Origin of the sequence: Bacillus sp. FSL K6-3431 (assembly GCF_038002605.1) — a bacterium.
Classification (GTDB): domain Bacteria; phylum Bacillota; class Bacilli; order Bacillales; family Bacillaceae_C; genus Lederbergia.
Genome location: NZ_JBBOCT010000001.1, coordinates 2068519 through 2080496 on the forward strand (window position 1 = coordinate 2068519; position 11978 = coordinate 2080496).

At 39.0% G+C, this 11978-nt stretch carries 11 protein-coding genes and 1 tRNA gene; 1 reads left to right on the forward strand and 11 read right to left on the reverse strand.

The features are described from left to right. Positions 1 to 3: 3 nt before the first annotated feature. The 10 genes from MHB53_RS10710 to MHB53_RS10755 form a co-directional block, all read right to left on the reverse strand. Positions 4 to 750, reverse strand: coding sequence for an alpha/beta hydrolase (locus MHB53_RS10710; protein WP_340917975.1), 747 nt, complete (start codon positions 748 to 750; stop codon positions 4 to 6). Between the two features lie 265 nt (positions 751 to 1015). Further along, positions 1016 to 1249, reverse strand: a complete 234-nt coding sequence (gene secG, locus MHB53_RS10715; protein ID WP_340917977.1) for a preprotein translocase subunit SecG — start codon at positions 1247 to 1249, stop codon at positions 1016 to 1018. A gap of 259 nt (positions 1250 to 1508) precedes the next feature. Then, positions 1509 to 2801, reverse strand: coding sequence for a phosphopyruvate hydratase (gene eno / locus MHB53_RS10720; protein ID WP_340917980.1), 1293 nt, complete (start codon positions 2799 to 2801; stop codon positions 1509 to 1511). Between the two features lie 105 nt (positions 2802 to 2906). Then, entirely contained in the window at positions 2907 to 4442 is a 1536-nt protein-coding gene (gene gpmI / locus MHB53_RS10725) for a 2,3-bisphosphoglycerate-independent phosphoglycerate mutase (protein ID WP_340917983.1), read from the reverse strand. Further along, a complete protein-coding gene (gene tpiA / locus MHB53_RS10730) occupies positions 4435 to 5196 on the reverse strand; it encodes a triose-phosphate isomerase (protein ID WP_340917986.1) in 762 nt (253 codons plus the stop codon). Before tpiA ends, gpmI begins: the two co-directional genes overlap by 8 nt. Before the next feature lie 68 nt (positions 5197 to 5264). Next, positions 5265 to 6449, reverse strand: coding sequence for a phosphoglycerate kinase (locus MHB53_RS10735; protein ID WP_340917988.1), 1185 nt, complete (start codon positions 6447 to 6449; stop codon positions 5265 to 5267). A 224-nt stretch (positions 6450 to 6673) separates the two neighbouring features. Then, complete coding sequence (gene gap, locus MHB53_RS10740; RefSeq protein ID WP_340917990.1) at positions 6674 to 7681, reverse strand: type I glyceraldehyde-3-phosphate dehydrogenase; 1008 nt, start codon at positions 7679 to 7681, stop codon at positions 6674 to 6676. A gap of 39 nt (positions 7682 to 7720) precedes the next feature. Then, complete coding sequence (locus tag MHB53_RS10745; RefSeq protein ID WP_340917992.1) at positions 7721 to 8770, reverse strand: sugar-binding transcriptional regulator; 1050 nt, start codon at positions 8768 to 8770, stop codon at positions 7721 to 7723. A 120-nt stretch (positions 8771 to 8890) separates the two neighbouring features. Next, the gene (locus MHB53_RS10750; protein WP_340917994.1) at positions 8891 to 9133 is read right to left on the reverse strand and encodes a glutaredoxin family protein; all 243 of its coding nucleotides are present in this window, start codon (positions 9131 to 9133) and stop codon (positions 8891 to 8893) included. A gap of 148 nt (positions 9134 to 9281) precedes the next feature. After that, positions 9282 to 9353 (reverse strand) — tRNA-Arg (locus MHB53_RS10755). Positions 9354 to 9587: 234 nt separating this feature from the next. On the opposite strand from MHB53_RS10755, the gene clpP reads away from it, so the two are divergent. After that, entirely contained in the window at positions 9588 to 10187 is a 600-nt protein-coding gene (clpP, locus tag MHB53_RS10760; protein ID WP_340917996.1) for an ATP-dependent Clp endopeptidase proteolytic subunit ClpP, read from the forward strand. Positions 10188 to 10243: 56 nt separating this feature from the next. Here clpP and MHB53_RS10765 read toward each other — a convergent pair whose 3' ends face one another. Beyond that, positions 10244 to 11962 carry an ABC transporter ATP-binding protein gene (locus MHB53_RS10765; RefSeq protein ID WP_340917998.1) on the reverse strand — a complete coding sequence of 573 codons (1719 nt, stop codon included), beginning with the start codon at positions 11960 to 11962 and terminating at the stop codon, positions 10244 to 10246. Positions 11963 to 11978 lie beyond the last annotated feature (16 nt).

The window sequence follows — 11978 nt, forward strand, 5'->3', positions numbered from 1 at the left end:
AGCCTACTCAGACCAATCAAGTTGTTCTAAAAATTGATATATATCCTCATGTAGCGTTTCTTTTTCAGGTCCCAGTGTTATTACATGACCTGACTTTTCATACCATTTCAAATCCTTGTTCGGCGACTCAGCCTTTTCATAAATAATATCGGCACTTTTTGCATTAATCATATGATCATGTCTTGCCTGTACAACAAACAGTGGAGCATATGTCATATCTACATTTTCCCGAACATCTGCAATTAATCCTTGCATTGCTTGTAATGTTTTCATAGGTGTTTTTCGGAATTCTTTCATTTCTATTTCGATTTCTTCTTCAGATTTACGTTCGAATTTTTTAAACTCGCGGGCATAGTCGATAATTCCATCGAACATAACTTCTTCGCTTTTTATGTACATAGGCGCACACATTGTTATAATTCCCTTTACAGGTACAGTGTAACCCAGTTTTAAAGAAAATACCCCACCGAGTGATAGCCCAGCAACAGCAATTTCTTCATAACCATTTTCTTTTAAATGATTGTAACCTTCCATCACATCCTGCCACCAATCTTCTGGTCCAGTATGAACCAATTCTTCAGGTGGAACGCCGTGGCCTTTATAGTGTGGCGCATGTGATGTGTATCCTTTCTTTTCAAGAAATCGCCCTAACATTCTTACGTCGGCACTATTTCCAGTAAAACCATGTAGTAGCAATACCGCTCGTTTGCCAGCCTTAAATGTAAATGGTTGCGGTAGCTTGATTTTCATATGTAATGACTCCTTTTTCTAAACAATATATGTAAACTCAATATGTCTGCCTATCCTTATTTTTAACAAAGTATAGAAAAACAATCCAGAAATAGGTCTTTTAATTTGCTAATATCCTTTATAAGAATACTGATTCTTTCACGAATGTTTATGCATGTATCCTTAGGAGCGCTAACCCCATCCGATTCAAAGGTTACCGTAACAGTAATATTCCCCTGTATAAATAAAAAAACCCGGCATCCAATTAGCCAGGTTGGTTTTTCATTTAAACTTCAAATATGGTTACTAAAATTGTCAAAATGAAAAATAATACAGACAGTACTACTGTGATACGTTGAAGAACTAGGTCCATTCCACGAGCTTTTTGCTTTCCGAATAATTGCTCGGCACCACCTGAAATAGCACCCGAAAGCCCAGCGCTTTTCCCTGACTGTAATAATACGACTACAATAAGTGCGATTGAAACAATAATCAATAATGTAATAATCAATGTATGCACTTGCGTACACCCCCCGAAACGAACATAAACAATACGTTAAATGTATCATAAACTTGAAGCGTGTACAAGTAGGAATAACAGGGCAAGCCCAACGAGCATCGTCGTACGTCATTAGCAACTCTGGACTAAGTACGCTATGTCTTACGGGTAGCGTCTGTCTACCTTTTATCATGCAGACCTCATACAGCCCTAATTATTTCTATTCATAAAAAAATAGAAAAGGGGCAACCGCTAATCAACGTTTGCCCCTTTATGTTACTTACTTGTTAATGTTATAGAATGTTTTTGCGCCCAAGTATTGAGCTGTGTCTGCCAACATGTCTTCAATGCGAAGAAGTTGGTTATATTTAGCGACGCGGTCTGTACGAGATGGTGCGCCTGTTTTGATTTGTCCAGCGTTAGTAGCTACTGCGATATCCGCAATTGTGCTGTCTTCTGTTTCACCAGAGCGGTGAGAGATAACAGCAGTGTAGCCTGCACGTTTCGCCATTTCAATTGCATCAAATGTTTCGGTTAGCGTACCAATTTGGTTCACTTTTACCAAGATAGAATTTCCAACGCCTTCTTCAATTCCACGTGCAAGTTTTTCCGTGTTTGTCACGAATAAATCGTCACCAACTAGTTGCACTTTCTTGCCGATACGTTCTGTCAATTGTTTATGACCAGCCCAGTCGTTCTCGTCAAGACCATCTTCAATTGAAACAATCGGGTATTTACCTGCAAGTTCTTCGTACCAATCAACCATCTCTGCAGATGTTTTAACGATACCTTCACCGCTTAGATGATATTTACCGTCATCCTTGTTATAAAACTCAGAAGAAGCAACATCCATTGCAAGTTTCACTTCTTCGCCTGCTTTATAACCAGCTTTTTCAATTGCAATCATAATCGTTTCAAGTGCTTCTTCGTTTGATTTCAAGTTTGGTGCAAATCCACCTTCATCACCAACACCTGTATTCAAACCTTTTTCTTGCAATACAGCTTTTAAGCTATGGAAAATTTCAGTTCCCATACGTAGTGCTTCTTTAAAAGTCGGAGCTCCTACTGGCATAATCATGAATTCTTGAATATCAACGTTATTATCAGCATGCTCGCCACCATTGAGAATGTTCATCATTGGTACTGGAAGCTGTTTCGCATTGAATCCGCCTAAGTACTGATATAACTCAAGTCCAAGATAATCTGCTGCTGCGTGTGCTACAGCCATAGATACTCCTAAAATAGCGTTGGCACCTAATTTTCCTTTGTTGTCTGTTCCGTCAAGCGCGATCATTGTTTGATCAATGCTCACTTGTTCAGTTACATCAAAACCAACGATTTCTTCAGCGATTACTTCGTTAACATTTTCAACTGCTTTCTCTACACCTTTACCAAGATAACGGTTTTTGTCTCCGTCGCGTAATTCAACAGCTTCATATTCCCCCGTTGATGCACCACTTGGTACTAATGCACGGCCAAAAGCTCCTGAATCTGTATAAACTTCAACTTCAATTGTTGGGTTACCGCGTGAATCAAGAACTTCACGAGCATATACTTGTGTAATGAATGGCATAAAAAATCTCTCCTCAGAAAATTATTTTTTAAAAGAAAAACGCAAGCGCCTTGGTTAGTTGTTATTTTCTTACCTATTATAAATCGACTGCAGTCTTTTTAATCTTTACTTTTTAAGCAAACTATTGCCAGTCATTTCTACTGGCTGATTAAGTCCTAATAAATCAAGGATCGTTGGTGCCAAATCTGCTAAAATGCCACCATCCCGAACTGATACATCATTTTTCGTAATAATTACTGGTACGGGATTCGTCGTATGTGCCGTCATAGGCGTCCCTTCAAGCGACACTACTTCATCCGAATTTCCGTGATCAGCTGTAATGATAGCTGTCCCACCTTTTTCAGTAATCAAGTCAACAATACGTCCTAGACACTCATCAACAGCTTCTATCGCTTGAATAGTTGGTTCAAGCATACCTGAATGCCCCACCATGTCTGGATTTGCAAAGTTTAAGATGATCGCATCAAAATTGTCATTCTCAATTTCAGCGCAAAGCGCATCTGTTACTTCATAGGCACTCATTTCCGGTTTCAAATCATATGTAGCGACTTTCGGCGAATTAATCAATATTCGCTTTTCACCAGGAAATGTTTCTTCTCGTCCACCGCTCATAAAAAACGTAACATGTGGATACTTTTCTGTTTCCGCAATTCTTAATTGTGTTAATCCATTTTGCGAGATTACCTGTCCTAATGTCTCATCCAAATTAACAGATTTAAAAGCTACGTAACCATTTACTGTTTCAGAAAAGTGTGTCATACATACAAAGTAAATATTTTTAGGTCTATCTGCTCCACGATCAAATGCATCAAATGCTTGATTCGTAAATACATTGGAAATTTGAATTGCACGATCAGGACGGAAATTGAAGAAAATGACTGCATCTTCGTCATCCACTGTAGCAATCGGTTGCCCGTCTTCATCCGTCATCACTGATGGAAGCGCAAATTCGTCAAAAATCCCATTGTCGTAAGAATCATGAATCATTTCCAAAGGATCCTTATAGGAAGGTCCCTCACCATAAGCCATTGCTCGGTAAGCTTTTTCCACTCGATCCCAACGCTTGTCCCGATCCATCGAATAAAATCTTCCGGAGATTGTCGCAAATTGACCGACACCATATTCAGCCATTTTAGCCTGAGCCGCTTTAATATAACCTTCAGCTGATTTTTGACCTACATCACGGCCATCAAGGAATGCATGAACAAATACATCTTTCACACCTTCATCAGCGGCGAGTTTTAATAAAGCATAGAGATGCTCAATATGGCTATGCACACCGCCATCAGATAGAAGTCCAAACAAATGAAGCTTTTTGCCCATGCTTTTAGCATGGTTAATTGCTTGCAAAAATGTTTCATTTTTTTCAAACTCACCACTTCTGATCGCAATATTCACGCGCGTTAAACTTTGATATACGATTCTGCCTGCTCCGATATTCAAATGTCCGACTTCTGAATTTCCCATTTGACCTTCTGGTAGACCAACAGCTTCCCCACAAGCAGTCAATTGATTATGCGGAAATTGATTCCAATATCGATCAAAATTCGGCTTTTGAGCATGTGCAACGGCATTACCTTTACTTTCCTTACGACAGCCGAAACCATCTAAAATTATTAATGCAACTGGAGCTTTACTCATTTGTAGCACCTTCAAGTAGTTGAAGGAATGAGCTTGCTTCGAGACTAGCACCACCAACAAGTGCACCATCAATATCAGGTTGTCCCATATATTCTTTAATATTTTCTGGCTTCACGCTACCACCATACTGGATGCGAATAGCATCAGCAGCAGCTTTTGAGATCTTACTTTCCACAACACTGCGAATATGTGCACAAACCTCGTTCGCATCTGCTGCAGTAGATGACTTACCAGTACCGATTGCCCAAATTGGTTCATAGGCTACGACAGTTTGTTTTACTTGTTCCTCTGAAAGGCCTTGAAGCGCCTCTTCAACTTGAGCTCCAACAAGTGCTGTCGTTTGATTGTTTTCGCGTTGTTCTAGTGTTTCACCCACACAAACAATTGGTGTCAATCCATGATTAAACGCTGCATGTGTTTTCTTATTTACTGCTTCATCTGTTTCATTAAACATTTCACGGCGTTCAGAGTGGCCAAGGACTACATAGGAGACACCTAAATCTTTAAGTGCAACAGGACTTACCTCTCCAGTAAAAGCACCGTTTTCTTCATAGTGCATATTCTGTGCACCAATAGCTACATCATAGTTGTCAACTGTAGTAGTTAACTGTCCTAGAAATAGTGAAGGCGCACATATTACTGATTCTACCTTATCCTTTGAAGGCACAAGACCTTTCACTTCATTAGCAAATGCCAATGCATCTTCAAGTGTTTTGTTCATCTTCCAGTTACCAGCAATGATTGGTTTACGCATCGCTTAACTCATCCTCTCATTTATACAAAGAAGCGGTTATTTTTTACTCCACTTCTTTTCTATAAATATTATTTATTATCAATTGCAGAGACTCCAGGTAATACCTTACCTTCCATGAATTCTAGTGAAGCACCGCCACCAGTCGAAATATGGCTCATGCTCTCTGCTAATCCAAATTTTTCTACAGCTGCCGCCGAGTCTCCTCCACCTATGACAGAATATGTATCTGTAGCTCTAGCAAGTGCTTCAGCAACTGCCTTTGTTCCATGTGCGAAAGGTTTTAACTCAAATACGCCCATCGGTCCATTCCATATAACAAGTTTAGACTCTTGGATAACCTTAGCATACAGTTCTCTCGTTTTTGGTCCGATATCAAGTGCTTCCCAATCTGAAGGAATCTCTTCCACCGATACCGTTTTCGTGTTCGCTGTTTCTGAAAAATCATCAGCAATGGTAACATCTAATGGCATATAGAAGTTTACGCCTTTTTCCTTTGCCTTTTCAATAAATGATTTTGCAAGATCTATTTTATCTTCTTCCAATAAAGATTTACCAACTTCGTGGCCTTGGGATTTGATAAATGTATAAGCAAGTCCCCCGCCGATAATCAAGTTATCCACTTTATCAAGCAAATGGTCAATTACACCAATTTTATCTTTTACTTTTGCGCCACCAATAATTGCTGTGAAAGGTCTCTCAGGATTTGATAATGCTTTCCCTAGAACTTCAAGTTCTTTATCCATTAACAATCCTGCAGCTGAAGGAATATATTTTGCGATCCCTTCTGTTGATGCATGTGCGCGATGTGCTGCCCCAAATGCATCATTAACATAAAGATCAGCAAGATCGGCAAATGCTTTTGCAAGTTCTGGATCATTTTTTTCTTCACCAGGATAAAAACGAACATTTTCAAGTAAAATGACGTCACCCATTTTTAATTCAGAAATTTGTTTTTTTACATTATCACCGTAAGCTTCGTCCGCTTTCGCCACATCATTACCTAGCAACTCGCTAAGTCGTTGTGCCACAGGTGTTAGTCTAAGTTCTTCCTTCACTTCACCTTTAGGTCTGCCAAGATGACTTGCCAAAATGACGATAGCCCCTTGTTCTGCTAAATATTGAATTGTTGGCAATGCAGCGCGAATTCGTGTATCGTCAGTTACTTTACCATCATTCATCGGAACATTGAAGTCGACACGACAAAATACGCGTTTACCTTTTAGATCTAGATCTCTAATTGATTTCTTCTCCATAACGCAAGCCTCCTTTTAATAGCAAAAATAAGGGAGGGGGATTGTTCCCCGCTCCCCTTCACTCTTATATTATAGATGCCAAGCCTCGAATTATCCAATTTGGGGCCCATATGTGTAGTGGTCCAACAAAATGTAATTCACACCGATGTTGTCATACGACGTGGTGCTCTATACGGGCACCTTTCGCTTGGACTCGCACGATGCTGCTCTTAGGCGTTATTCTTTTATAGTCCTTTTTTAGCGATATATGCTGCAAGGTCTACTACACGGTTTGAATAACCTGTTTCGTTATCATACCAAGACAATACTTTGACCATATTATCTTCTAATACCATTGTAGATAATGCATCAATTGTTGATGAATGTGCATCACCATTGTAGTCAGTAGAAACTAGTGGCTCTTCTGTATAAGCCATAATTCCTTTCAATTCGCCTTCGGCTGCTTCTTTAAGCGCTGCATTAACTTCCTCAGCTGTTACAGATTTGTCAAGTTCAGCAACAAGATCGACAACTGAAACGTTTGGAGTTGGAACACGCATCGCCATACCATTCAATTTACCTTTCAACTCAGGAAGTACAAGTGCAACTGCTTTTGCAGCTCCTGTTGTTGTTGGGATAATGTTTTCTGCTGCTGCACGTGCACGACGATAATCACTATGCGGAAGATCTAAGATTTGTTGGTCATTTGTGTATGAGTGAACAGTTGTCATCATTCCACGTTTAATACCAAATTTATCGTTAAGAACTTTTGCAAATGGAGCTAGGCAGTTTGTAGTACAAGATGCGTTAGAGATAACATGATGGTTTGCTGCTTCATATTTAGCTTCGTTTACACCCATAACGATTGTGATATCTTCGCCGTTTGCAGGTGCAGAAATAATAACCTTTTTCGCTCCAGCTTCGATATGTTTTGCTGCATCATCACGTTTTGTAAAGCGGCCAGTTGATTCAACAACCACCTCAACGCCTAGATCTCCCCAACCAAGTTGTGCAGGATCACGCTCAGCAAGTACTTTGATACGATGATCACCAACAACAATTGTATCGCCGTCTACTGATATATTTTCTTCAAGTGTGCCATGGATTGTATCACGCTTCAACAAGTGTGCAAGCATGTTTGCATCTGTTAAGTCATTTACAGCTACAATTTCCACATCCGGATTATTTAGTGCTGCACGGAATACATTTCGTCCGATTCTACCAAAACCATTAATACCAACTTTTACTGCCATTTTAATTTCCTCCTTTATGATTAAACATTAAATCTATATTTAAAAGGTTGCATCCGAGTCGAATGTTCCTTTTAAAAGCTCTTTTGCTGCACCTTCATCCGTGATTAATATTGTCGAATTCGGTGCACTTTTCATGTAAGCCTTGATTGCTTTAGCTTTCGACTTTCCTCCAGCTGCAGCGATCACTTGCCGTCCACTATGAAGATCAGAAATTTGGATTCCAATTGTGGGGACCTTATGTACTATTTCCCCATTTTCATTAAAATAATAGCCAAATGCTTCAGCAACAGCTTTTTCTTCGATAATTTTTTTCATCGAGGATTCAGACGATCTTCGTCTTCCTGCCATTGTAATAGCATCGCCAATACCATGAAGAACAATATTGGATGATTTAATCAGCTGTAAAATTTCCGAAATTACTGGTTCTTTAAGTAGAGATTCGTATACTTCTCTACCTACCTGATCCGGGACATATAACACTCGATGGGAACCGCCGGTGTTTTCAGCCATTGTTGCGCAAATCACATTTGCCTGGTTCCTTACATCTTCTCCAATTCCACCACGAGCAGGCACAAAAAGCAAATTTCTTTTTTCACCAAGATGATTTGTTAACATCTCTGCAGTACAAGTCATCGTTGTTCCACCTGTCACCGCAATGACATTATCTTTGCTAAGACTACTACTTAATCGTTCAGCACAAGCTTTACCGAGTTCTTCTTTAACAAATGTAGCTGAATCACTGTCACCAGGAACGATTATTACTTCGGATATACCTAATATTTCTTTAAGTTCATGCTCCAACTGACGGATACCTGTTAATTCACCCATCGTCTTATCAAGTTCCGCAAGTAGTTTCTTTCCTTTATTGGTCACCATCATTCCAGCTGTTTTTACAACAATTAGGTGTTGGGACTTTAAAAAATCAGCTTCACTTCTTAAAGTCCGTTCTGTCATTCCTAGCATTTCCGCTAGCGTTCGACGTCCCACTGGTTCCGTTAAGCGTATAGAGCGCAATATCTGATAACGTTTTTGCATGACAACCAGCAAGTCAGGCACAATTTTCGATTGTATTTTTAAAAAATCATGCATAATTATTGCTCCTTCACCCTCCTAGGTCATACAACGTCCCAGCCAGACATAAAACGTCCCATCTTGGGTAAAAAAATAAGTTCCTGCTTACTTATATAATAGCATGATGAAAATTAAATATCAATTAAGGTGTTCTTGCACTTTTTCCTCAATAGTAAGTAAATCAATTATCCCTTCCTGAATCACTTCACCATCTATTTTAACTACTGGGATGTTTATTCCGTATTTTTCCATCCAATCCTCATTTGTTTCTATATCATTTGTAATTATTTCAAAGTTATACTCTTTCTGTAGTATTTCCAAGATTAATTTTGCATCATCACATAGTGAACAGCCTTTTTTTGTATAGAAAATTACTTTCATTGTAATCGCTCCATCCATTAATCTCAAAAAAATACCCACATGATCTAGTGGGTATTTTATCGTTATCTAGTTATTAAATTATGTACTTCTTACGATCTCATTTTTTACGTTTTAACAACCTTATAACCATTGATGTTCAACATATTTATGCCCTCGGCGGGAATCGAACCCACATCGCAAGCTTCGGAGGCTTGCGTGTTATCCGTTACACTACGAGGACTAAGTATTTTTATCGTACGATTAATAATTATAAGTCAAATAACTAACCATTGCAAGCACTTTTTGTTTAAAATAATAGAGAATGGTTAACTATGTTATGGTATGAACTTTATTTGTTAAATTTGAATTCATTCATTTGACCTTTACTGACCATCGATGTATGATTATATTACATCGAATGTAAACAGACTGTAGTTGCAATAACCATCTGATTTTTTATAAGGAGGAAAATTACATGAATTTAATTCCAACAGTTATTGAACAAACAAGCCGTGGGGAGCGGGCGTATGATATTTATTCCCGATTATTAAAAGATCGCATTATTATGCTTGGTAGTGCAATTGACGATAATGTAGCTAACTCAATTGTTGCACAATTATTATTCTTGGAAGCTGAAAACCCTGAGAAAGACATCTCTATTTATATTAACAGCCCAGGTGGAAGCATTACCGCTGGTATGGCAATTTATGACACAATGCAATTTATTAAACCTGATATCCAAACAATTTGTATCGGGATGGCTGCATCTATGGGCTCATTCTTACTTTCAGCAGGTACAAAAGGAAAACGCTATGCTTTGCCTAACAGTGAGGTTATGATTCATCAACCACTTGGTGGTGCACAAGGTCAAGCAACTGAAATCGAGATTGCTGCGAAACGCATCCTCTTCTTGCGTGAAAAGTTAAATCAAATTTTGTCTGATCGCACAGGCCAGCCAATTGACGTGATCCAACGAGATACAGATCGCGACAACTTTATGACAGCTGATAGAGCGAAAGAATACGGCTTGATTGATCACATTTTACAACGCCATGAAGAAATTGAGAAAAAGTAAATCATCATTCATGGAAAAACGCTTGGGGGAAATTTCACCTCAAGCGTTTTTTGTGTTTACACTTCTTGAAACTGAATATGATGTAACCTCGCAAAGATACCATCATGTTTAACTAGTTCAGAGTATGTTCCATCCTCCGCTATCCCATCTTCTGTTACAACCACTACTCTGTCTGCATCCCGTATCGTTGCCAATCGGTGTGCAATGATAAGTGTTGTCCGATTTTCAGCCAACTCGTTTAATGCTTGTTGAATTATTTTTTCTGTTTCCGTATCAAGCGCGGAAGTTGCCTCATCAAGAATAAGTATCGGTGGATTTTTCAAAAACATACGTGCAATTGCTAGTCTTTGCTTTTGACCTCCGGATAATTTCAAACCGCGTTCGCCAATTTGCGTCTCATATCCATCAGGTAAAACAGCAATAAAATCTTCCAAATGCGCTTTACGAGCTGCATCATGGATTTCTGATTCACTTGCATCTTTTTTTCCATAGGCAATATTTTCGCGAATTGTTCCAGTAAATAAGAAGACATCCTGTTGAACAATCCCAATTTGCGAACGAAGTGAATGCTTCGTCATATCTCTAACATCGATACCATCAATGGATATAGCACCTTCATTCACATCATAAAATCTAGGAATTAAAGAACAAATCGTTGTTTTTCCTGCGCCAGACGGTCCGACAAAGGCCACCGTCTCTCCCGCGCGAATATTTAAATTAATATCCTCTAATACCGCTTGATGTTCATCATACTTGAAATAAACATCATGAAAGCTGATATCCCCCATTAACCCATCTACTTTTTCCGCATTTGGGCGATCCTGTATTTCCGGCTCCTGTTCAATCAAATCACGAAAGCGCCTGAAACCCGCCATTCCTTTCGGGTACAGCTCGAGCAATGCACTAATTTTATCAATGGGCTTTATTAAGACGTTAATGTACAAAACAAAACTGACAAGTTCCCCATATGAAAGCTTTCCGTTAAAACTAAACCAAGCACCTACTACAAGTACTAACAACGTAACAATACGCGTCATCATATAAATACTGGAATGGGTTCCAGCCATGACTTTATAGGCAAAAAGCTTCGCTAGTCTAAAACTATCATTATCTTTTTTAAAACGCTCAATTTCAAACTCTTCATTTGTAAAAGACTGAACAACCCTTGCACCAGAAACACTATCTTCTACACGCGCATTCACATCCGCAATTTTCCCATACATGTTTCTCCAGGCATTATTCATTTTCACATTACAAAACGTGACTAGCCAAATTAGAAACGGCACCATAATAATGGCGATAATAGCAAGTTGGGGGTTAATGTTGAGCATAATTGTAAATGCGCCAACGAATGTCATAATCGCAATAAAGAAATCCTCAGGGCCATGATGTGCAAGCTCACCGATATCGAATAAATCATTTGTAATCCGACTCATCACATGCCCTGTTTTCGTATTGTCAAAAAAACGAAACGACTGCCGCTGCACATGCGTAAATAGCTCCTCACGCATATCCGTTTCGATATTGATCCCAAGCTTATGTCCTAAATAACTAACGATAAACTGAAGACCTGTACTAATTACATAGACAAGTAACAATAGAATACCTACCGTCACAATTGTATTCCAGTCCCCATTAGGCAAAAGCTTATCTATGAACCACTGGACAGCCACAGGAAATGCGAGTTCAAGAATGGCAACAACTACTGCGCTGGAAAAATCGATAATAAAGAGCCTTTTATGGGGCTTATAGTAAGAAAAAAATTGTTTAATCATGTCTATTCTCCTTCAG

Excerpts from the sequence above, each read along its gene's own strand:
- gpmI (WP_340917983.1), bottom strand. The coding sequence starts at position 4,442 with ATGAGTAAAGCTCCAGTTGCATTAATAATTTTAGATGGTTTCGGCTGT.
- MHB53_RS10765 (WP_340917998.1), bottom strand. The coding sequence starts at position 11,962 with ATGATTAAACAATTTTTTTCTTACTATAAGCCCCATAAAAGGCTCTTT.
- clpP (WP_340917996.1), top strand. The coding sequence starts at position 9,588 with ATGAATTTAATTCCAACAGTTATTGAACAAACAAGCCGTGGGGAGCGG.
- MHB53_RS10745 (WP_340917992.1), bottom strand. The coding sequence starts at position 8,770 with ATGCATGATTTTTTAAAAATACAATCGAAAATTGTGCCTGACTTGCTG.
- MHB53_RS10710 (WP_340917975.1), bottom strand. The coding sequence starts at position 750 with ATGAAAATCAAGCTACCGCAACCATTTACATTTAAGGCTGGCAAACGA.
- tpiA (WP_340917986.1), bottom strand. The coding sequence starts at position 5,196 with ATGCGTAAACCAATCATTGCTGGTAACTGGAAGATGAACAAAACACTT.
- MHB53_RS10735 (WP_340917988.1), bottom strand. The coding sequence starts at position 6,449 with ATGGAGAAGAAATCAATTAGAGATCTAGATCTAAAAGGTAAACGCGTA.
- MHB53_RS10750 (WP_340917994.1), bottom strand. The coding sequence starts at position 9,133 with ATGAAAGTAATTTTCTATACAAAAAAAGGCTGTTCACTATGTGATGAT.
- eno (WP_340917980.1), bottom strand. The coding sequence starts at position 2,801 with ATGCCATTCATTACACAAGTATATGCTCGTGAAGTTCTTGATTCACGC.
- gap (WP_340917990.1), bottom strand. The coding sequence starts at position 7,681 with ATGGCAGTAAAAGTTGGTATTAATGGTTTTGGTAGAATCGGACGAAAT.